We start from the raw sequence: 21,123 nt of genomic DNA, 5'->3' as shown, positions 1-21,123 counted from the left end.
AATACCCAAGAAGAAACCAGGAGACACTATGCTTTCGAGACTACGCATCGCCGCGGCTGCCGCGGCTGCCGCGGCGGTCGCCGCTTTTGCTGTGACCTCCACCGCCGCGTTCGCCCAGAAGAAGTACGACACCGGGGCCACCGACACCGAGATCAAGATCGGCAACATCATGCCCTACAGCGGACCTGCTTCCGCCTACGGCGTGATCGGCAAGACCGAAGAAGCCTATTTCAAGATGATCAACGATCAGGGCGGCATCAACGGCCGCAAGGTCAGCTTCGTCAGCTATGACGACGCCTATTCGCCGCCAAAGGCAGTCGAGCAGGTGCGCAAGCTTGCCGAAAGCGACGAGGTCCTCGTCGTGTTCAATCCGCTCGGCACCCCGTCGAACACCGCGATCCAGAAGTACCTCAACGCCAAGAAGATCCCGCAGCTGTTCGTCGCCACCGGTGCAACCAAGTGGAACGACCCGAAGGCCTTCCCGTGGACCATCGGCTGGCAGCCGAGCTACCAGAGCGAGGCACAAATCTATGCCAAATGGCTGATGAAGGAGAAGCCCGACGCCAAGGTCGCGATCCTCTATCAGAACGACGATTTCGGCAAAGACTACCTCAAGGGCACCAAGGACGGGTTCGGCGCCAAGGCCGCCTCCACCATCATCATGGAGGAAAGCTATGAAGTGTCCGAGCCCTCGATCGACGGCCATATCGTCAAGATCAAGGCCGCCAACCCCGACGTGTTCCTGATCTACGCCACGCCGAAATTTGCCGCGCAAGCCATCAAGAAGACTGGCGAACTCGGCTGGAAGCCGCTGCAGATCGTCACCAACGTCTCGATCTCGGTCGGCAGCGTGATGCAGCCGGCGGGCTTCGAGAATGCCCAGGGCGTGCTCTCGGCCGCCTATGCCAAGGACGGCACCGACCCGCAATGGGTCACCGATCCCGGCATGAAGAAGTGGAGCGCGTTCGTCGACAAGTACATGCCGGGTGCCGACAAGACCGACAACAGCGTCGTCTACGGCTATGGCGCGGCGCAAACGCTGGCCAAGGTGCTCGAAATGTGCGGCGACGACCTCACCCGCGCCAACGTCATGAAGCAGGCGGCGAGCCTGAAGGACTTCACGCCCGACACGCTGTTGCCGGGCGTGAAGATCAACACCTCGGCGACCGACTTTGCGCCGATCTCGCAACTGCAGATGCAGCGCTTCAAGGGTCAGAAGTGGGAACTGTTCGGCGAGACCATCTCGGGTGACGTCGCTGCCGAATAACGTTGCAGTGCAAGAATGAACCGAGAGCCCCCGCGGCTGACGTCGCGGGGGCTTTTTGTTGACGGCCCGTGCCGATGGTATTGAATGCGCGGACCAAGAACACGCGGTGGGGAAACCATGACTGCTGTACGCCTGTCCCTGACGGCGCTCTTGACAGCGCTTGCACTGATCGTGGCGAGTGGCGATGTCGCAATGGCCCAGAAGACCTACGACACCGGGGCCAGCGACACCGAGATCAAGATCGGCAACATCATGCCCTACAGCGGCCCTGCCTCGGCCTACGGGGTGATCGGCAAGACCGAGGCCGCCTATTTCAAGATGATCAACGCACAGGGCGGCATCCACGGCCGAAAGATCACGTTCATCTCCTACGACGACGGCTACTCGCCGGCGAAGACGGTGGAGCAGGCGCGCAAGCTGGTCGAAAGCGACGAGGTGCTGCTGGTGTTCAACTCGCTCGGCACCTCGACCAACTCGGCGATCCAGAAATACATGAACGAGAAGAAGGTGCCGCAGCTGTTCGTCGCCTCCGGTGCCTCCAGATGGAACAACCCGAAGGAATTTCCCTGGACCATCGGCTGGCAGCCCAGCTACCAGGACGAGGCGCATATCTATGCAAAATACATCATCAGGGAGAAGCCGAACGCCAAGGTGGCCGTGTTCTACCAGAACGATGACTTCGGCAAGGACTACCTCAAGGGCCTGAAGCACGCCTTCGGCGACAAGGCATCGATGATCGTCGCCGAGGAAAGCTACGAGACCTCGGAGCCCACGATCGACGATCACATCGTCAAGCTCAAGGCCGCCGGCGCCGACACCTTCATCAGCATCGCGACGCCGAAATTCGCGGCACAGGCGATCAAGAAGGCCGCCGAGATCGCCTGGGCACCGCTGCAGATCGTCGCCAACGTCTCGGCGTCCGTCGGCGGCGTGATGCAGCCGGCGGGCTTCGAGAATTCCCAGGGCATCCTGTCGGCCGCCTACCTGAAGGACGGCGCCGACCCGCAATGGAACAACGACCCCGGCATGCAGAAATTCCTTGCCTTCCTCAAGCAGGATTATCCGGAAGGCAACAGGCTCGACGGCGCTACAGCCTTCGGCTACGGCGCCGCGCAGACCATGGTGAGGGTGCTGGAGATGTGTGGCGACGATCTCACCCGCACCAACGTCATGAAGCAGGCCGCGAGCCTGAAAGACTTCACCGCCGACACGTTGCTGCCCGGCATCACCATCAACACGTCGGCGACCGACTTCGCACCGATCAAGCAGCTGCGGTTGATGCGCTTCAAGGGCGAGAAGTGGGAGTTGTTCGGCGACATCATTTCAAGCAATATGAGCCATTGATCGTCCGCGTCCGGCGCTTCCCGGGTCCGCGCCTTCGACTAAATGACGCCTCCCGTGCCACGACCGCGGGGGGCTTTTTGTTGCTGGCAAAGGGCGAAAGGTATTCAATATCGCGAGGAGCCGCGAAGTGCTCTCAATCAAAAGAACATGACACATTCATCGTGATCCAAGGGAGATCAAAATGCCTGCTATCCATCTGCGATTGGGGGCCTTTTCGGCTGCCCTCGCACTGCTCGCAGCAACCACCGACCCCTCCGTGGCCCAGAAGAAATACGACACCGGCGCCACCGACACCGAGATCAAGATCGGCAACATCATGCCCTATAGCGGCCCCGCGTCCGCCTACGGCATCATCGGCCGCACCGAGGCCGCCTACTTCAAGAAGATCAACGATGCCGGCGGCATCAATGGCCGCAAGATCAACTTCGTCTCCTATGACGACGCCTACTCGCCGCCGAAGGCGGTGGAGCAGGCCCGCAAGCTGGTCGAGAGCGACGAGGTGCTGCTGGTCTTCAACTCGCTCGGCACACCGTCGAACTCGGCGATCCAGAAGTACATGAACTCCAAGAAGGTGCCGCAGCTGTTCGTCGCCACCGGCGCCACCAAATGGAACGACCCGAAGGAGTTTCCATGGACCATGGGCTGGCAGCCCAACTATCAGAGCGAGACCCAGATCTACGCGAAGTACATCCTGAAGAACATGCCGAACGCCAAGATCGCGGTGATCTTCCAGAATGACGATTACGGCAAGGACTACCTGAAGGGCCTCAAGGACGGGCTCGGCCAGAAGGCCGCGAGCATGATCGTCGCCGAGGAGAGCTTTGAGACCTCCGAGCCATCCATCGACAACCACATCGTCAAGCTGAAGTCGAGCAACGCCGATGTCTTCGTCGACATCGCAACGCCGAAATTCGCGGCGCAGGCGATCAAGAAGGTCACGGAGCTCGGCTGGAAGCCGACCCACTTCCTCAACAACGTGTCGGCCTCGGTCGGCTCGGTGATCAGGCCGGCCGGCTATGAGAACGCGCAGGACATCATCTCGGCCAACTACCTGAAGGACGCCTCCGACAGGCAATGGGACAATGATCCCGGCATGAAGGAGTTCTACGCCTTCATGGCCAAGGATTTTCCTGAAGGCGACAGGCTCGACGGCGGCACCGTTGTCGGCTTCGGCGTGGCCCAGACCCTGGTACAGGTGCTGAAGCAGTGCGGCGATAATCTGACCCGCGAGAACGTCATGAAACAGGCAGCGAACCTGCAGGACTTCCGCACCGAGGTGCTGCTGCCCGGCATCAAGATCAACACCGGCCCGAGCGATTTCGCCCCGATCAGCCAGTTGCAACTGATGAAGTTCAAGGGCGAGAAGTGGGAACTGTTCGGCGACGTGATCAGCGCCGACGTCGGCGGCTGAAGCTTTCCCGCATCGTGGAAATCCTGCCCCCTGCGACACTTTCGCAGGGGGTTTTGCTTTGTCTTTCGCTTCCGACGCCTCACCGACAAAAACGCAGACGGCCCGGCCGTTTACACTCCACTTGGCGATGCGCTAGGTATCGATGCGGCAGAGCGAACAACAAGCCGGCGCCTTTCCGTGAGGCGCGCAAGAACCGGGAGACCTTCAAGTGGCTATGCCGATCAGACACCGCGTCGCGACCGCCCTCCTCGGCCTCACCATTGCCGCCGCGAGCTGCAGCGCGGCGCTGGCGCAGAAGAAATACGATACGGGCGCCAGCAACACCGAGATCAGGATCGGCAACATCGTGCCCTATAGCGGGCCGGCCTCGGCCTATGGCGTGGTCGGCAAGGCGATGGCCGCCGTGTTCAAGAAGGCGAACGACGACGGCGGCATCAACGGGCGCAAGATCAACTTCATCTCCTATGACGATGCCTATTCGCCGCCCAAGGCGGTCGAGCAGGCCCGCAAGCTGGTCGAGAGCGACGAGGTGCTGTTCCTGTTCGGCACGCTCGGCACCGCCTCGAACACCGCAATCCAGAAGTACCTCAACGCCAAGAAGGTGCCGCAGCTGTTCGTCGCCACCGGTGCGACCAAGTGGAACGCCCCACAGACCTTCCCATGGACCATGGGCTGGCTGCCGAGCTACCAGAGCGAGTCGCGCATCTACGCGAAATATCTGATCAAGGAGAAGCCGGCCGCGAAGATCGCGGTGCTCTACCAGAACGACGACATGGGCAAGGACTATCTCAAGGGCCTCAAGGACGGCTTCGCCAGCGATCCCGCGCGCATCGTCGCCGAGGAGAGCTACGAGGTTGCCGAGCCCACCATCGACTCGCACGTGGTGCGGCTGAAATCATCCAACCCCGACGTCATCATCTTCTTCACTACGCCGAAATTCGGCGCGCAGGCGATCAAGAAGGTCGGCGAGATGAACTGGAAGCCGGTCACGATCGTCTCCAACGTCTCGGCCTCGACCGCAACCGTGATGCGACCGGCGGGCATGGACAATGCGCAGGGCGTGATCTCGGCAGCCTACGCCAAGGACGCCAGCGACCCGCAGTGGAAGGATGACGCCGGCATGAAGGCGTTCGACGAGCTGCTCGCCAAATACATGCCCGAGACCAATCGCGTCGATGCCTCCGCGATGACCGGCTACAACATGGCGACCACCATGGTCGAGGTGCTGCGCCGCTGCGGCGATGACCTGACGCGCGCCAATGTCATGAAGCAGGCGGCGAGCCTGCAGCAGTTCGCGCAGGGCGGCCTGCTGCCAGGCGTGACGCTGTCGACCGGCCCCGACGACTTCCAGCCGATCGAGCAGTTGCAACTGATGCAGTTCAAGGGCGAACGCTGGCAGCTGTTCGGCGACGTCATCAGTGGTGAAATCGTCGGCAACTAGCGGGATCACCTGAAAATATCGAAAACAACCCCATGCAAAGTAGCCGATCCAAAGTAACCGATGACGGCCGACGCTCGACCAGGAACTTGACACGTCGGGCAACTCCGCGTTATTCTTCCAATATTCCGAAATCGTGCAAGCGCTCCCCTGGCCCCCCGCAAGCGGGAGAGGGAATGCTGCAGCTTGCAATTCAGCTTCATCTCGTCACACCCTGCTGTTCGTGAGTCCTGCCATGACCGACCGACGTCCCCTGCTGCGTTCGATCTTCGATGCCGCCGTTGCGGCCGCGCACCCCGACGTCGTGCTGGCGTCACGGCTGCGGCCGGTGCCGAAGGGACGGATCATCTGCCTCGCCGCCGGCAAGGGCGCCGGCGCGATGGCCGCGGCGGCCGAACGGCACTATCTCGACGGGCTCGGGCTCGATCCGTCTCGGCTGGTCGGCATCGCGACGACGCGTCACGGCCACGGCGTGCCGACCCGGCGCATCAAGGTGGTCGAGGCCGGCCATCCCGTGCCCGACGAGGCCGGGCTGAAGGCGGCCGACGATACGCTGCGGCTCGCTGCCGAGGCGACGTCTGACGATCTCTTGCTGGTGCTGCTGACCGGCGGCGGCTCGGCGAACTGGATCGCACCGGTCGAGGGCGTGAGCTTTGCGCAGAAGCAGCAGGTCAACCGCGCGCTGCTGCGCTCGGGCGCGCCGATCGGCGAGATGAACATCGTCCGCAAGCACCTGTCGCGCATCAAGGGCGGACGGCTGGCGCGCGCCGGCCAACGCGCCGCCGAGATCGTGACGCTCGCGATATCAGACGTGCCGCATGATGATCCCTCCGCGATCGCATCGGGGCCGACGGTGCCTGATACGACGACACTCGCCGACGCCCGCGCGCTGGTCGCCAGATACAATCTCGCGGTCGACGACGCCGTACGCCGGGCGCTCGACGATCCCAGGAACGAGAGCTGCAAGCCCGGCGATCCCGCCTTTGCGCGCGCGACGTTCGAACTGCTGGCGAAACCAGAGGCCTCGATCGATGCCGCGGTGAAAGTCGCGCGCGACGCCGGCTACGAGACGATCGCGCTCGGCGCCGATCTCGAAGGCGAGGCCCGTGACGTCGCCGCCGCTCACGCCCGCCTCGCGCTGCAGGCCCGCAGCGAGGGCAAGCGCGTCGCGATCATCTCCGGCGGCGAGCTCACGGTGACCGTACGCGGCAACGGCCGCGGCGGCCCCAACCAGGAATACGCGCTGGCGCTCGCCGATCTGCTCCAGGATACGCCCGACATCTCGGCACTCGCCGCCGACACCGACGGCGCCGACGGCGGCGCCGGCAGCGCCAGCGATCCGGCCGGCGCGGTCATCGATCAGGCGACATTTGCGAAGATGAAATCGCTGGGGCTGGATCCGAAGGCCTATCTCGCAAACAACGACGCGACGGGATTCTTCGCGCAGACCGGCGATTTGTTGCTGACGGGCCCGACGCTGACCAACGTCAACGACGTGCGCGTGATTTTGGTGGATTGATCCACCTTCGTCATTCCGGGGCAGCCCGAAGGGCTGAGCCCGGAATCCATTCAGCCGCGAAGCTTGCTGCGCAATGGATTCCGGGTTCTCGCTTCGCGAGCCCCGGAATGACAGCCCCTCAATACTCCCGCGCGAGCTTTGCCAGCATCTCCAGCAGCGCGGCGTGGTTCGACGGTCCGAGCACCTCGATCAACCGCGCTTCATGCTTGTTGGCGACCAGCTTCTTGGCGCGCGCCAGCACGGCGCGGCCCATGTCGGCCTTGGGCCATAAGCGGATGCTCAGGCGCTTGGCTGCCACCACCCATGTATCGCAACAACGAGGCACGCAAGAAAGGCTACAGTCTGGTGGCCCATTTCCATCCAGTACCGGACCGGCGCGGTGTCTCTGTGAAAAACCTGACTCGGCCAGCCCAAAAGACTCTCTGCGACCAAGTCAAAAATACCAGTACCACGAAGGAAGGACGTGATCTTTCTCTCGACAAGGCCAGACTGCACCTTTCGAATGCAATCGACGCCCAAATAGATTGCGACAATGCGAGCGACGATCTCATAAAAGAAAAAATGCATTCGACATCCGTTCATCAGGTCCTGATTGGACGACCGGGCCGTATTGCTCGTCGATTCGGCAGGGTTGAGGGCCGGACGCAGGCATGCATGAGCGCTACCTGGTTTGTAGTGTGGCCAGATTTGGTGTTGGTTCAAATGCGGGAATGATCTGGGTGCCGGTCACGATCCCCGCTCCGGGTCAACCGCGTCATTCCGACCAGGAGCCGATGACTTCTGGACCTGCCCAGAGGACGGACATTCTGAGGCCTCGACCGTATGCCTCAAAAGGCCCAGTGGCGGTCATCGTCACTTCTCTGCACCACGGGTCTAGGGCTGACCGGCCCGCAGAGGGTGAAGTTGATCAGGAAACCTTTCGTCAAGCGCTCGCCAAAGAATGTCGTCGACGAGAACTTCGTTATGACCTCGGTACTCCTTATTGCCATCGCGCCACCACGTTTCGCGCCAGATGAGTGGTTCTCCGCCGGAGCGCTCACACAATCTCCATTTATGAAAGTCCTGTGTCAGCCCAAATCGCTCTACTTCGTCCTCCTGCGGTCCAAATTGACTTGACGGCGTTTGGAGCCACAGCATCCGCTGTGCGCGGCCGAGGACATTTATGAAATAGTAGGCGCTCGCGAGATTGAGGCGCAATGTGATGCGCGGCTTTGGTTCATCGCATACCAGAAGGAAGTCAGGTTGGCCCCTTACGAATTGCGCGGCCACCGGACGGCCCAAATCCTTCACCGAATAGTAGGCGTCGACGAATGGATTTCGCCAGCCTGTGGAGGCTTTCCTGATTTCAACAGGAATGAATTCAACCTCCCCGGGGGCCAGTTTCTCAAAGATCGCCCGTGCTCGCTCGGACACAACGAAGAGGCCTCGCGAAGTGTGAAACAGGTCGGGCAGCGGTGCCTTTGCTCTCTCGACGATAAGCGATCCTGGAAAATAGGAAGGCGGGATTGGTTGGCAACGACGCTCGTATTCCATCCAGCCTTTGGACATCCGCGACGCGTCGTTGAACTGAAAGATTGTGCCGTTGAACCATCTCGGATCGAACTTGTAGACCATGACTACCCCACGCGCTGTCAGTCTAGTGCAGTCCCAAAAGCTCTGACAACCCAAGGTCTGCGTCAGGTCAGGGGAGCTCGCCTCCAGGATGCGAGTAGCCGGGATGCGAGTAACTTGGACACCCTTGATTTTGCGCGATCTCCGTGGTAGTTGCGCGTGATGATCAACGTCGCGCGCATTTCGAACCGTAAACACATGACCCGCTCTCGCTGGGCCGTGGAAGGAGTCGTGCGCTAGGAATTCGACGACGCGATCTTTTCACCAGGCCCCGCCGGCATCGGACGGGGCCTTTTGTTTGGCCAAGCTCCCTGCCGGCACAACAGCAGGAGCATCCGATGCCACCCCAACAGACGAACGTCACATCCCTGACCAGGCGCGACGCCGCAAGGCCCCGCCTCACCATCGCTTTGGTGAAAAACGCTACGGGCGATGCTTTTGCCGAGGCGCGCCCCGATGCCTCCATCGCAACGCTGAGAGACGCTTTCTCGGAAAAGGAAGCGGCTGGACCACCAGTCGCATCGACGCGGAGCGTCTTGGAGCGGAGCGTCTTGGATTTGCTGCGGGACTATTGGCGTGCGCTTCGAGAGCGGCACCAGCGCGAGAGGTTGCGAGTCAGTTTGCGCGACCTGAGCGAGAGAGCGCTGATGGATATCGGTGTGCCACAAGGTGACATCGAACACATCGTCGCGAACCAAGCCATCGAAAGGCTCAGGGATGGCACGGCGTATCAATGGCTGTCTCGTGGTTTGATGTAACTGATGGTGAACCACCGTCCAGTTCCGCACGTTGTGCAGCGAGCGGTCTTACCGTCATTGCGAGCCAACGGGTCGCTCGAACGCGCGCCCGATGACAGGCTCAGCGAAGCAATCCATCGCACCGCTTGCGGAGGCATGGATTGCTTCGTCGCTTCAGCGCAAAATTGCCTTGCAATTTTGTCGCGAGCTCCTCGCAATGACGTGGTGAGGGCGGGAGCGCTAATACTCCCGCGCCAGCTTCGCCAGCATCTCCAGCAGCGCGGCGTGGTTCGACGGTCCGAGCACTTCGATCAGCCGCGCCTCGTGCTTGGTGGCGACCAGCTTCTTGGCGCGGGCCAGCACGGCGCGGCCCTTGTCGGTCAGAACCAGGATGTGAGAGCGGCGGTCGTTGGTGGAGCGCATCCGTGCACAAAGGTCGCGGCTCTCCAGCGCGTCGAGCATGGCGACGAAGTTCGGGCGGAGGATGCCGAGCGTGTTGGCGATCTCGGTCTGGTTGCGGCCGGGGTTCTTGTCGAGCAGCAGCAGCACCGAGAACTGCGCCGGCGTCAGTTGCAGCGGAGCGACGCAGCGCAGGAAGTCCTCGAACACCTTGAGTTGCGCGCGCTTCAGCGAATAGCCGAGCAGTCCGGACAGCTCGCCCAGCTGCAGCATGCTGTCGTCGCCGGCGGGATCGACGATATCCTTGCGCGAGGGGCGGGCCGGCCTGATGGCATCGGAGGCGGATTTGGGAACAGTCATCGCTCGTGGCTCGCAATCCAGATACAATATCCCTGCGCAGCGCTCGTGGGTCTTGAGATTATAATTGATAATTGTTATGAACCATATCAAATATTGGTGGCTTTCAACAACCGATATTGCAACAACCGATATTGGTCAGCCCGGCCGTTCCTGGTGACGACGGCGGGTTGACGCTTGAGGGGGAGCGCGCGGTCTTGAACACGACGATCATGCTGTTCCTGCTGCAGGACGGCATCACCAACGGCGCGATCTACGCGCTGCTCGGGCTGGCGCTGGTGCTGGTGTTTGCGGTCACGCGGGTGATCCTGATCCCGCAGGGCGAATTCGTCACCTATGGCGCGCTGAGCTACGCCATGCTGGCGGCCGGACAGGTGCCCGGCACAGTGCGGCTCGCCGTCGCGATGGGCGTCGTTGCCTTCGGCCTCGACCTGTTCTTTGCGCGCAAGGCCCTGCGCGCAAAGCTGGTGCTGCGCTCCGCCGCGCTCAACATCGTCTTTCCCGTTGCGCTGCTCGCCCTCACCTATGCGCTGGTCGGCCCCAAGACGCCGATGGCCGTCAATATCGCGCTGGCACTGCTGATCGTGGCCGCGATCGGGTTGTTCCTCTACCGCATCGCGTTCCAGCCGATCGCGCATACATCCGTGCTGGTGCTGTTGATTGCTGCCGTCGGCTGCCACCTCGCATTGCAGGGCCTTGGCCTCGTGTTCTTCGGCGCCGAAGGATTGCGCGGGCCTGCACTGTCGAGCGCCGCGGTGACCGCCGGCCCGCTGCGCTTCACCGGCCAGAGCCTTGCGGTCTATGCGCTGACGGTCGCCTTCATTGTCGGGCTGTGGCTGTTCTTCGGCTATACAAGGACCGGCAAGGCGCTGCGCGCCACCGCCGTCAATCGGCTCGGCGCCCGCCTCGTCGGCATCCGCACTTCGCTCTCTGGCCAGATCGCGTTCCTGCTCGCCTCCGTGATCGGCGCGCTTTCGGGGATCCTGATCGTGCCGATCACGACGCTCTATTACGACACCGGCTTTCTGATCGGCCTGAAGGGCTTCATCGCCGCGATCATCGGCGGCCTCGTCAGCTATCCCCTGACCGCGGTCGCGGCCATCGTGGTCGGCATCGTCGAGGCCTTCTCCTCGTTCTACGCCAGCAATTTCAAGGAAGTCATCGTCTTCTTCCTGATCCTCCCCGTGCTGGTGCTGCGTTCGCTCGCGGCACCCGCGGTCGAGGAAGAGAAGGATTGAGCGATGACGCAGCGGCTGCCCCTCATCATCTTCGCGCTCCTGATGGCGGTGATCCCGTTCCTCCCCGGCGTTCCGCCGTTCTGGATCGTGCTGCTCGACAATATCGGCCTCGCCGCCCTGGTCGCGATGGGGCTGGTGCTGCTCACCGGCGTCGGCGGTCTCACTTCGTTCGGCCAGGCCGCATTCTGCGGCTTCGGCGCCTACACCACGGCGGTGCTGACCACAGCCTACGGCGTCTCGCCATGGCTGACGCTGCCGGCCTCGCTCGTGGTCAGCGGCATCGCCGCCGTGCTGCTCGGCATCGTCACGGTGCGGCTGTCCGGCCACTATCTGCCGCTCGGCACCATCGCCTGGGGCATCGGGCTGTTCTATCTGTTCAGCAAGCTCGAATTCCTCGGCCGCAATGACGGCATCTCCGGCATACCGCCGCTGTCGATCGGCACGTTCAAGATGCTGAGCCCCGACACGATCTATTACGCGATCTGGGTCGGGGTGCTGATCTCGGCGCTGCTGACCATGAACCTGCTGGATTCCCGCACCGGCCGCGCCATCCGCGCGCTGCGCCGCGGCCATATCGCGGCCGAGGCCTTTGGCGTGCAGACGCCACGCGCCAAGCTTCTGGTGTTCATCTACGCGGCTGTTCTGGCCGGCCTGTCCGGCTGGCTCTATGCGCATTTCCAGCGCGCCGCCAATCCGACGCCGTTCGGCGCGCAGGCCGGCATCGAATATCTGTTCATCGCGGTCGTCGGCGGCGCGGGTTACGTCTGGGGTGCGGTGCTCGGCGCCGGCATCGTCGTGATCCTCAAGGAGGTGCTGCAGAGCTATCTCCCCTACATCTTCGGCGGCCAGAGCCAGCTCGAGACCATCGTGTTCGGCATCCTGCTGGTGCTGCTGCTGCAACTCGCACCAGCAGGCGTCTGGCCGTGGCTGATGTCGCGGCTGCCGTTCAAGCCGGGCCGCAGGACGCCGGACACCTCCCTCAAGCTGCCGGCCCGCGAGCAGGCGCCCGTGACGTCGGGGGCACTTCTGCGGATCGAGAAGGCACGCAAGCAGTTCGGCGGCGTGGTCGCCGTCAACGACGTCTCCTTCGAGGTCAATGCCCGCGAGATCGTCGCGCTGATCGGCCCGAACGGCGCCGGCAAGAGCACGACCTTCAACCTGATCACCGGCGTGTTGACCGCAACCGGCGGCAAGATCTCGGTGCTCGGCAAGGAGGTTGCCAACGCACCGCCGCAGGAGGTGGTCAAGCTTGGCGTGGCCAGGACGTTCCAGCACGTCAAGCTGGTGCCTGATATGACCGTGCTGGAGAACGTCGCGATCGGTGCGCATCTGCGCGGGTCGTCCGGCGCGATATCGAGCATGCTGCGGCTCGACCGCGCCGACGAAGCGAAGCTGCTGGCGGAAGCCGCCCGGCAGATCGAACGCGTCGGCCTGTCCGAGCAGGTCGACCAGCTCGCCGGCTCGCTGTCGCTCGGGCAGCAGCGCATCGTCGAGATTGCGCGGGCGCTGTGCGTCGATCCGATGCTGCTGCTGCTCGACGAGCCCGCCGCGGGATTGCGCCACATGGAGAAGCAGCGGCTCGCCGCGCTGCTCCGGCAATTGCGCGACGGCGGCATGTCGGTGCTGCTGGTCGAGCACGACATGGGCTTCGTGATGGATCTCGCCGACCGCATCGTGGTGCTCGATTTCGGCACCAAGATCGCCGAGGGCACGCCCGCCGCGATCAAGCGCAATCCCGACGTGATCAAGGCCTATCTCGGAGCCGCGGCATGAGCGCGCTGTTGACGGTCAGCGACGTCCACATTGCCTACGGCAAGGTCGAGGCCGTGCGCGGCGTCTCGCTCGACGTCGCCGAGAACGAGATCGTCACCATCATCGGCGCCAACGGCGCCGGCAAGAGCACGCTGCTCAACGCCGTGATGGGCATCCTGCCGCTGAAGGGCCGCGCGACCTTCGCCGGCACTGATCTGACGCCGCTCGATATCGAGGACCGCGTCGCCAGTGGCCTCAGCCTGGTGCCGGAGCATCGCGAATTGTTCGGCTCGATGAATGTCGAGGACAATCTGGAGCTCGGCGCCTTCCGGATTGCGAAGGCCACCGCGGCGATCTCGATCGAGAAGGTCTACGCGCTGTTTCCGCGCCTGAAGGAGCGGCGCAAGCAGCTCGCCGGCACGCTGTCCGGCGGCGAGCAGCAGATGCTGGCGATGGGGCGTGCGCTGATGGGCGCGCCGAAGCTGCTGATGCTGGACGAGCCGAGTCTTGGCCTTGCCCCGATCATCGTCGCCGACATTTTCCGCATCGTCAGCGAGCTCCGCGCCGCCGGCGTCTCGGTATTGTTGGTCGAGCAGAACGCACAGGCAGCACTGCAAATCGCCGACCGCGCCTATGTGATGGAGCTCGGCGAGTTCGTGCTGTCAGGCACGGCGAAGGAGATCGCAGCCAACAAGGGTGTCGCCGCGAGCTATCTCGGCTTTCAGTACGAGGGCGAGAGCGCGATTTGAGTTGTGGAAGCTCGGATGCAGATAGACCTTCACCCCACCCCGGTTCACGTCGCTGACGCGATGTGAACCGACCCTCCCCCTCCAGGGGAGGGTAAGAAGAATCGATCATCTTGCATTTACGCGATGATTGCGCTCCACTTCACCCTCCCCTGGAAGGGGAGGGTCGAGCGCAAACGGCGATGCGCAGCATCGTCGGATGCGATCGGGGTGGGGTGAAGCCGAAGCCGTTCCATTGAAGCTCCCCGACGACGATAGACTGTCACCCCACCCCGGTTCACGTCGCTGACGCGATGTGAACCGACCCTCCCCCTCCAGGGGAGGGTAAGAAGAATCGATCATCTTGCATTCACGCGATGATTGCGCTCCACTTCACCCTCCCCTGGAGGGGGAGGGTCGAGCGCAAACGGCGATGCGCAGCATCGTCGGATGCGATCGGGGTGGGGTGAAGCCGCACAAATGGTGTCAACGTCGATCCGCAGAGCGACTGCCAGGAAGCTTCGCGCTAACACCACACCGCACGAGCGGATTCTGTGGCGAGCGTTGCGAGAGCTACCGGTCGACGGTACACATTTTCGGCGTCAGGCTCCTATCGGTCCTTACGTCGTCGACTTCTTCTGTCCTGCGAAACGACTGATCATCGAGTTGGACGGCGGGCACCACAACGAGGACGAAACAGCCCACCGCGATCGTGAACGGCAGGCGTGGCTCGAAAGGGAAGGATATCGCGTCATCCGATTCTGGAATTCGGAGATCACGGCCGACCTCAATGCGGTGCTGGAGCGGATCTACGTCGAGCTCTATGGTTCGCGTGACGCCGAAGCCGTTCCATTGAAGCACCTCCGACGACGATAGGCTGTCACCCCACCCCGCCTCTCATCGCTCCGCGATGCGAGGCGACCCTCCCCCTTCAGGGGAGGGTGAGAAGAACCGATAGCCTTGCATTCATGCGATGATTGCACTCCACTTCACCCTCCCCTGGAGGGGGAGGGTCGAGCGCAAACGGCGATGCGCAGCATCGTCGGATGCGATCGGGGTGGGGTGAAGCCGCAAATGCGGTGCCGGAGCGGATCTACGTCGAGCTCTATGGTTCGCGTGACGCCGAAGCGGTTCCATTGAAGCACCTCCGACGACGATAGACTGTCACCCCACCCCGCCTCTCATCGCTCCGCGATGCGAGGCGATCCTCCCCCTCCAGGGGAGGGTAAGAGAAAGAGCCGGCCTCCTTGCGAAGACCGGCTCGTCTGTGTCGATATCACGCAATCCAACTCACATCGCCGGAACGTACTTCCCGTCCTTGACCGTCAGCAGGATCCGCGAGCGGTCGTCGAGGCCGTAGCGGTCCTTTTCGGTCCAGTTGTAGACGCCTTGGGTCGCGACGATCTCCTTCTCGCTGAGGAACGCCTGGCGGATCGCCTCGCGGAATTCCGGCGTGCCGGGCTTGGCGGTTTTCAGCGCCACCGGGATGATCCGCTTCAGCACCTCGAAGGCGTCGTAGGAATGGCCTGCGAACTGACTGCGGCTGTTGGCGCCGTATTTGGCTTCATAGGCCGTGTTGAGCGCGAGGCCCGGCTTCTTGGTCAGCGCGCTGTCAGCTTGCGTCTCCGGCGACATCACCGGGCCCGCCGACATGATGACGCCCTCGGCGGCCGCACCCGCGATGCGGATGAAGTCCATGCTGGCGGCGCCGTGGGTCTGGTAGATCAGACCCTTGTAGCCGCGCTCGCGCAGCGCGGTCTGCGGCAGCGCCGCGGCAGTGCCGGAGGCGCCGATCAGGATCGCGTCGGGATTGGCGGCGACGAGCTTCAGCACCTGGCCCGCGACCGAGGTGTCGGGACGCGCAAAACGCTCCTCGTCGGTCATGGTCAGGCCCATCGGCACGGCGGTGGTCTTGAAATCGTTGACCCAGAGATCGCCGTACGAATCGGAGTAGCCGATATAGCCGACGGTCTTGATGTTGTGCGCCTTCATGTGCTCGTACAGCACCTTGGCCATGATCGGGATCGACTGCGGCAAATCGACCGACCATTTTGCGCGCGCCTCGTTGATCGGGAACGGCGCCAGACCGAAATGCGGGATGCCGGCCTCGTTGGCGACCGTCGAGACCGCGATCGACGGCGGCGTGGTGCAGGAGCCCATGATGATATCGGCCTTGGACTCGGTGACGAAGCGCCGCGCGTTGGTGGTCGCAGCCGTCGGATCGCCGCCATCATCCAGCACGATCAGCTTCAGCGGCACGCCGGCGATTTCCTTCGGCACGAAATCCAGCGCGTTGCGCTCGGGGATGCCGAGGGCTGCGGCCGGTCCCGTGGTCGAGATCGAGATACCGATGGTGATGTCACTGGTCTGCGCCTGCGACGGCGAGCCCGGCAGCGCAAAAATCGCCGCGAGCACTGCTGCGGCGAGAGTGGCCTTCTTCATTCATTCCTCCCTGCGGATATGTTTTTTGGGTTTAAGCCGGTTTTGCGGGCCAATTCAGCCCCTTCTTTAGGTCATGAAGGACGGCAAGTCAGCCCTTCATGAACAAGTCAGCCTTGCATGAAACGGTCGATGATCTCCTGCGGAAACGGCGCCGATTTCAGCTTGGCGGGATCATCCGGGTGACGGCCGACCAGCACCCGGATCTCGAAGGCCTCGATCGCAAGCGCCTCGCCCTTGAAGACCCGGTGTACCACCTCGAAGCTCGACCGCTTGATGCTGTCGATCCGGCTCTCGATGGTAATCCAGTCGCCATGGGTCGACGGGATGTGGAATTTCGCCCGCGTGTCGACCATGGGGATGCCGACCAGGCCGTACGTCTTGATGATATCCTGCTTCGAGAAGCCGGCCGCTTCGAACATGATCGAGGTCGAATCGTCGAACATCGCGAAGTAGCGCGGGTAATAGACGATGTTGGCGGGGTCGCAATCGCCCCACTGGATCTGCACGTCGCGCCGGGTGACGAACATCATTTACCCTCGATGATCATGATCATGCTCTAGCGCGGCGCCATCCGGAGCGCGGCATCGAGCCGCACCACTTCGCCGTTCAGATAGGGATTGTCGATCATGTGCAGCGCCAGCGAGGCGAACTCGTCGGCCTGACCGAGCCGGCGCGGGAACGGGATCGCGGCGGCGAGCGAATCCTGCGCCTCCTGCGGCAGGCTACCGAGCAGCGGCGTCATGAACAGGCCGGGCGCGATCGTCAGCACGCGGATGCCGAACTGCGCCAGTTCGCGCGCGATCGGCAAGGTCATCGCGACGATGCCGCCCTTCGAGGCCGAATACGCCGCCTGCCCGATCTGGCCGTCATAGGCCGCAACCGAGGCGGTGCAGATCACGACGCCACGTTCACCGGTGGCGAGCGGCTCGAGCTTGGACATGCCCGATGTCGCGAGCCGCAGCATGTTGAACGAGCCGATCAGGTTGACCTTGATCACCTTCTCGAAATCGGAAAGCGCCATCGGCCCCTCGCGGCCGATCACGCGCTTTGCCACGCCGATGCCGGCGCAATTCACCAGCACGCGGGCCGGGCCATGCGCCTTGGCGGCTTCCGCGACCGCCGCTTCGGCCGCCGCCGCATCCGACACGTCGCAGACCAGCGGAATGCCGCCGATCTCGGCCGCAACGCTCTCGGCGAGTTTTGCGTTGAGGTCGCAGACTGCGACCTTGGCGCCCTGGGCGGCCAGCCGGCGCGCGGTTGCGGCACCCAATCCCGATGCGCCGCCGGTGACGATAGCGGCATGGTCCTTCAACTGCATGGCGTTCTCCTCTTTGATAGTCAGCTAAGCTTGATCACGGATGCCGGCGGCACCGGCGCATAGAGCGTCTCGATCAGGGCGGCGCGATGCTCCAGCACGGCGCGCTGGTTGATCGAGCCTTTGTCAGTGACCTCACCGCGGTCGATCGACAGCGGGGTATCGAGCAGGACCGCACGGGTGATGCGGGTCGACGAGCCGGTGGCACTGGCGAGAAACCGCGTGAAGCGCTCGCGGAACGCGGCGCGCACCTTCGGATCGCTGGCCGCCGCGGCAATGTCGTTCGCCGCAAGGTTTGGATTGATCAGCCGGCAGCCATCGAGATCGAGGATGACGAGCGCCGAGATCTCGTCGTGATTGAGGCCGGCGATGACGACGTCACGCACCAGCGGCGCGCAGGTGCCGACGAAGCGCGCGCGCAACGGGCCGACGCTGACCCAGGTGCCGCTTGCCAGCTTGAAGTCCTCGGCGATCCGGCCGTCGAAGTCGAAACCGGCATCGAAATTGCCAGGATCGACCGGCTTCAGCGCATCGCCGAATTTGTAGAAGCCTTCCTCGTCGAACGCTTTCGCGGTCAATTCCGGCTGGCGCCAGTAGCCGGGCGTGACGTTCGGCCCCTTGGCGCGGACCTCCAGCTTGCCATTGTTCGGCAGCAGTTTTGCGTCATTGCCCGACACCGGAAGGCCGACATGGCCGGAGCGGCTGGTGTCCGGACGTACCGACATGAAGAACGGCGAGGTCTCGGTGGCGCCGAGCCCGGTCAGCATCGGCACCCGATAGCCCTTCTCCTGCACGGCGAGCTCATCGAGGCTGTTCCAGATGAACGGCGACAGCGCCGCGCCGGAGAAGAACATCGCATGCAGCCGGTCGAAGAATTTTGCCCGCAGGCTCGCGTCGTCGCGCAGATAGGGCAGCAGCGATTCATAGCCCTTGGGTACGTTGAAATAGACCGTCGGCGAGATCTCGCGCAGGTTTCGCACGGTCTCCTCGATGCCGCCGGGCATCGGCTTGCCCTCGTCGAGATACATCGAACCGCCATTGTAGAGCGTCAGCCCGATATTGTGGTTGCCGCCAAAGGTGTGATTCCACGGCAGCCAGTCGACGATCACAGGCGGCTCGTCCTTCAGGAAGGCCAGCGTCTCGCGTAGCATCACCTGGTTGGCGCAGATCATGCGCTGGGTGTTGATGACGGCCTTGGGATTGCCGGTCGAACCCGAGGTCAGCAGAAATTTTGCGATCGTGTCGGGGCCGATGCCGTCATTGATGGCGTCGAGGCGCGGGTCTTCCGCCGTCGCGATGAGATCGGCGAGCCGGGTCACATCGCGACCGGCCACCGCACCACGGGTTGCCGCGATCTCGGTGCCCAGGGGCACGTTGACGCGCAGCGCATCGGCGAATTTGTCGGCGTCGTCGACGAAGACGAGCCCGGGCGTCAACAGCTTGATCAGGAAGTTCAGCTTGCCATAGTCACGCGACACCAGCGAATAGGCCGGCGAGACCGGGCAGAACGGAATGCCGGCATACAGCGCGCCGAACGCGATCAGCGCGTGATCGATCGAATTGCCTGATAGAATCACGATCGGCCTTCCCGCCGACAGCCCGCGCGCGATCAGCGCGGAGGCGATGCGACGCGTCGTATCCAGCAGTTGCGCGTAGGTGATCTGCCGCCAGCCGCCGCCGGCGACGCGCTCGGCCATGAACACGCGGTTCGGTTCGGCCCTCGCCCAATGATGCAGGCGATCGGTGATGCGGACCGGATAGTCGGCGAGTTTGACCTTTGGGCGCAGATAGATCGTGCCGTCGTCGCGGCGCTCGACAGTGACCTCAGGATTGCCGAACGAGATCGGGCGCAGCGGATGCGCGCTGGTCGCAGACATGTCGGGCTTCGCGCTCATGTCGGCTTCACCTTGGCGGTCTTGCGATCGAGGAACGCGCGGATGCGTTTTTTGGCCTCCTTGTCGCTCTGCGCCACGGTCGCCATCAGCGATTCCATCAAGAGGCCGGTCTGCGGATTGGCCTCCGCGATCATCGGCAACGCCTGCAGCACGGCAAAATTGGTCAGCGGCGCGTTCGCAGCAACCCGCTCGGCCAGCTCCAACGACTTCGCCAGCGCGCCGCCGGCTTCGGTGAGGTATTGCGAGAAGCCGTAGGCCGCGCCTTCGGTCGCGGAATAGACCCGGCCGGTCAGCATCATGTCGGCCATCCGCGGCACGCCGATCAGGCGCGGCAGCCGCACCGAGCCGCCACCGCCGACGAAGATACCGCGCTGGCCCTCGGGCAGCGCGAAATAGGCCGACGGCTCGGCAACGCGGATATGCGCGGCGCAGGCCAGTTCCAGCCCGCCGCCGATCACGGCGCCCTGCAGCGCGGCAATGACCGGCACGCGGCAATACTGGATACGGTCGAACACGCGATGCCACATCTGGGAGTGGATGAGGCCCTCGGTGGCGTCGCGCTCGGTCAGCTCGGAGAGGTCGAGGCCGGAGGAGAAGTGATCGCCGATGCCGTGGATGACCACGGCGCCGACATCGTCGGGAATTGCGGAAAAACAATCCTGCAGCGCCAGGATGATGCCGTCGTTCAACGCATTGCGCTTGGCGGGACGGTTGAGCCCCACGGTCAGCACCGTGCCGCGCGTCTCGATCCTGAGCAGCGAAGCATCACCCGCGGCAGCGTCGGCGTTTCCCATGGCGTTATTGTTTCCTGTCCAGAATAGTTATGTTTTATAACTATTGGCGGCGGAGTCAATATGGGGGCTCCCCGCAATGACGGTGATGGAGTCGAGCCCGCGGTGTCCCCCATCGTCGTCCTGGCGAAAGCCAGGATCCATAACCACCGACATTTGTTGTGAGAGGGACCGTGGCCCCAGCGGCGCGTAGCAACCGGCATTTGGGGTAATGGGTCCTGGCTTTTCGCCAGGACGACAGTGAGTTTGTGGTGCGCGAAGCGGGAAACCCACTCACGGTGTCATCACCTACGCATATGGGTGATCCAGTATTCCAGACGCAGCCGTGCTTGAGCCGATGGGTCGCGGCGTACTGGGTCGCCCGCTTTCGCGGGCGATGACAGCCGTGAGCGGAGTTGGAGCCGCGATGATTGCTGCTCACAACACCTGGTGCACGTCGATCACGACGCGGTCGGCGTGGCGGGCGGCGGAGGCGATGAAGATGTGCTGCATCAGCCAGCGGTATTTCTCGGCGCCGGTTTCGAATCTCGGCACGGTGCGGAAATAGATCAGTTTCGGGTCGACCGGTTCGCCGCGCTTCAGCTTCTCAAGCAGATCGACCGGCCCGAAGCGGATGCCCCTGTTTTCGACATAGACCACGGCGCCGTCGTCGGTCTCGAAGGCATATCTGGCTTCCAGCTCGATCAGCTCGTTGGGACGGATGATCTGGAAGTCGGCGCCGAAGCCGAGCACCTTGCCGTTGACCTTCTCGCCCCTCACCTCACCGCCGACGATCGGGATGATGCGGCGGACGCCGCTGCCGATGTCGCCGGCCGATGTCACGTCCGCGATTTTTGCTGTGATCGTGAAGGCGTATTCGGTCTTGATCTCGGGCGTCATGGG

19 protein-coding genes and 1 pseudogene are annotated in these 21,123 nt (G+C 63.3%); 11 read left to right on the top strand and 9 right to left on the bottom strand.

Annotated features, from left to right (window positions below; translation table 11 throughout):
* Nucleotides 1-28: 28 nt before the first annotated feature.
* The 5 genes from UP09_RS34440 to UP09_RS34420 all read left to right on the top strand — a co-directional run bounded on the left by UP09_RS34440 (nt 29) and on the right by UP09_RS34420 (nt 6,979).
* Nucleotides 29-1,267 (top strand): ABC transporter substrate-binding protein, encoded by a 1,239-nt coding sequence (locus UP09_RS34440; RefSeq protein ID WP_044542863.1) that lies wholly within the window; start codon nt 29-31, stop codon nt 1,265-1,267.
* A 117-nt stretch (nt 1,268-1,384) separates the two neighbouring features.
* Entirely contained in the window at nt 1,385-2,611 is a 1,227-nt protein-coding gene (locus UP09_RS34435) for an ABC transporter substrate-binding protein (RefSeq protein WP_044542862.1), read from the top strand.
* Nucleotides 2,612-2,792: 181 nt separating this feature from the next.
* Complete coding sequence (locus UP09_RS34430; protein ID WP_044542861.1) at nt 2,793-4,022, top strand: ABC transporter substrate-binding protein; 1,230 nt, start codon at nt 2,793-2,795, stop codon at nt 4,020-4,022.
* A gap of 214 nt (nt 4,023-4,236) precedes the next feature.
* Complete coding sequence (locus tag UP09_RS34425) at nt 4,237-5,463, top strand: ABC transporter substrate-binding protein (protein WP_044542860.1); 1,227 nt, start codon at nt 4,237-4,239, stop codon at nt 5,461-5,463.
* 232 nt (nt 5,464-5,695) lie between these two features.
* Nucleotides 5,696-6,979 carry a glycerate kinase type-2 family protein gene (locus UP09_RS34420; RefSeq protein WP_044542859.1) on the top strand — a complete coding sequence of 428 codons (1,284 nt, stop codon included), beginning with the start codon at nt 5,696-5,698 and terminating at the stop codon, nt 6,977-6,979.
* A 118-nt stretch (nt 6,980-7,097) separates the two neighbouring features.
* Here the strand turns inward: UP09_RS34420 and UP09_RS37945 are convergent.
* Nucleotides 7,098-7,235, bottom strand: a pseudogene (locus tag UP09_RS37945) (MarR family transcriptional regulator); the annotation flags it as partial.
* Nucleotides 7,236-7,282: 47 nt separating this feature from the next.
* Here UP09_RS37945 and UP09_RS37940 point away from each other — a divergent pair.
* Nucleotides 7,283-7,693: a hypothetical protein gene (locus UP09_RS37940; protein WP_156164928.1), complete on the top strand. Its 411-nt coding sequence runs from the start codon at nt 7,283-7,285 to the stop codon at nt 7,691-7,693.
* A 159-nt stretch (nt 7,694-7,852) separates the two neighbouring features.
* Here UP09_RS37940 and UP09_RS34410 read toward each other — a convergent pair whose 3' ends face one another.
* Nucleotides 7,853-8,593, bottom strand: a complete 741-nt coding sequence (locus tag UP09_RS34410; RefSeq protein WP_044542857.1) for an imm11 family protein — start codon at nt 8,591-8,593, stop codon at nt 7,853-7,855.
* A gap of 335 nt (nt 8,594-8,928) precedes the next feature.
* Here UP09_RS34410 and UP09_RS34405 point away from each other — a divergent pair, with 335 nt between their 5' ends.
* Nucleotides 8,929-9,348 (top strand): DUF1127 domain-containing protein, encoded by a 420-nt coding sequence (locus UP09_RS34405; RefSeq protein WP_044542856.1) that lies wholly within the window; start codon nt 8,929-8,931, stop codon nt 9,346-9,348.
* A gap of 219 nt (nt 9,349-9,567) precedes the next feature.
* Here the strand turns inward: UP09_RS34405 and UP09_RS34400 are convergent, their stop codons facing one another.
* A complete protein-coding gene (locus tag UP09_RS34400; protein WP_044542855.1) occupies nt 9,568-10,086 on the bottom strand; it encodes a MarR family winged helix-turn-helix transcriptional regulator in 519 nt (172 codons plus the stop codon).
* A 194-nt stretch (nt 10,087-10,280) separates the two neighbouring features.
* Between UP09_RS34400 and UP09_RS34395 the strand changes: the two genes are divergently transcribed.
* The 4 genes from UP09_RS34395 (at nt 10,281) to UP09_RS34380 (ending at nt 14,674) form a co-directional block, all read left to right on the top strand.
* A complete protein-coding gene (locus UP09_RS34395; RefSeq protein WP_044543176.1) occupies nt 10,281-11,321 on the top strand; it encodes a branched-chain amino acid ABC transporter permease in 1,041 nt (346 codons plus the stop codon).
* A gap of 3 nt (nt 11,322-11,324) precedes the next feature.
* On the top strand, nt 11,325-13,094 hold the full coding sequence (locus UP09_RS34390; RefSeq protein ID WP_044542854.1) for a branched-chain amino acid ABC transporter ATP-binding protein/permease: 1,770 nt from the start codon (nt 11,325-11,327) through the stop codon (nt 13,092-13,094).
* On the top strand, nt 13,091-13,822 hold the full coding sequence (locus UP09_RS34385; RefSeq protein ID WP_044542853.1) for an ABC transporter ATP-binding protein: 732 nt from the start codon (nt 13,091-13,093) through the stop codon (nt 13,820-13,822). Before UP09_RS34390 ends, UP09_RS34385 begins: the two co-directional genes overlap by 4 nt.
* Before the next feature lie 456 nt (nt 13,823-14,278).
* Nucleotides 14,279-14,674, top strand: coding sequence for an endonuclease domain-containing protein (locus UP09_RS34380; protein ID WP_044542852.1), 396 nt, complete (start codon nt 14,279-14,281; stop codon nt 14,672-14,674).
* 414 nt (nt 14,675-15,088) lie between these two features.
* Here UP09_RS34380 and UP09_RS34375 read toward each other — a convergent pair whose 3' ends face one another.
* From UP09_RS34375 to UP09_RS34350, 6 genes are all read right to left on the bottom strand, one after another.
* Nucleotides 15,089-16,240: an ABC transporter substrate-binding protein gene (locus tag UP09_RS34375; protein ID WP_044542851.1), complete on the bottom strand. Its 1,152-nt coding sequence runs from the start codon at nt 16,238-16,240 to the stop codon at nt 15,089-15,091.
* 107 nt (nt 16,241-16,347) lie between these two features.
* Nucleotides 16,348-16,767, bottom strand: a complete 420-nt coding sequence (locus tag UP09_RS34370) for an acyl-CoA thioesterase (RefSeq protein WP_044543175.1) — start codon at nt 16,765-16,767, stop codon at nt 16,348-16,350.
* Between the two features lie 29 nt (nt 16,768-16,796).
* The gene (locus tag UP09_RS34365) at nt 16,797-17,558 is read right to left on the bottom strand and encodes an SDR family NAD(P)-dependent oxidoreductase (protein ID WP_044542850.1); all 762 of its coding nucleotides are present in this window, start codon (nt 17,556-17,558) and stop codon (nt 16,797-16,799) included.
* A 20-nt stretch (nt 17,559-17,578) separates the two neighbouring features.
* The gene (locus UP09_RS34360) at nt 17,579-19,450 is read right to left on the bottom strand and encodes a feruloyl-CoA synthase (RefSeq protein WP_044542849.1); all 1,872 of its coding nucleotides are present in this window, start codon (nt 19,448-19,450) and stop codon (nt 17,579-17,581) included.
* Nucleotides 19,447-20,244 carry a crotonase/enoyl-CoA hydratase family protein gene (locus UP09_RS34355; RefSeq protein ID WP_044542848.1) on the bottom strand — a complete coding sequence of 266 codons (798 nt, stop codon included), beginning with the start codon at nt 20,242-20,244 and terminating at the stop codon, nt 19,447-19,449. The genes UP09_RS34360 and UP09_RS34355 overlap by 4 nt, the downstream gene beginning before the upstream one ends.
* Nucleotides 20,245-20,658: 414 nt before the next feature.
* Entirely contained in the window at nt 20,659-21,120 is a 462-nt protein-coding gene (locus UP09_RS34350) for a DUF3237 domain-containing protein (protein WP_044542847.1), read from the bottom strand.
* Nucleotides 21,121-21,123: the final 3 nt, after the last annotated feature.

Source organism: Bradyrhizobium sp. LTSP885 (genome assembly GCF_000938305.1).
Taxonomy (GTDB): domain Bacteria; phylum Pseudomonadota; class Alphaproteobacteria; order Rhizobiales; family Xanthobacteraceae; genus Bradyrhizobium.
Note: the sequence above shows the minus strand (reverse complement) of the source record. Positions and strands in the feature narration are given on the sequence as shown.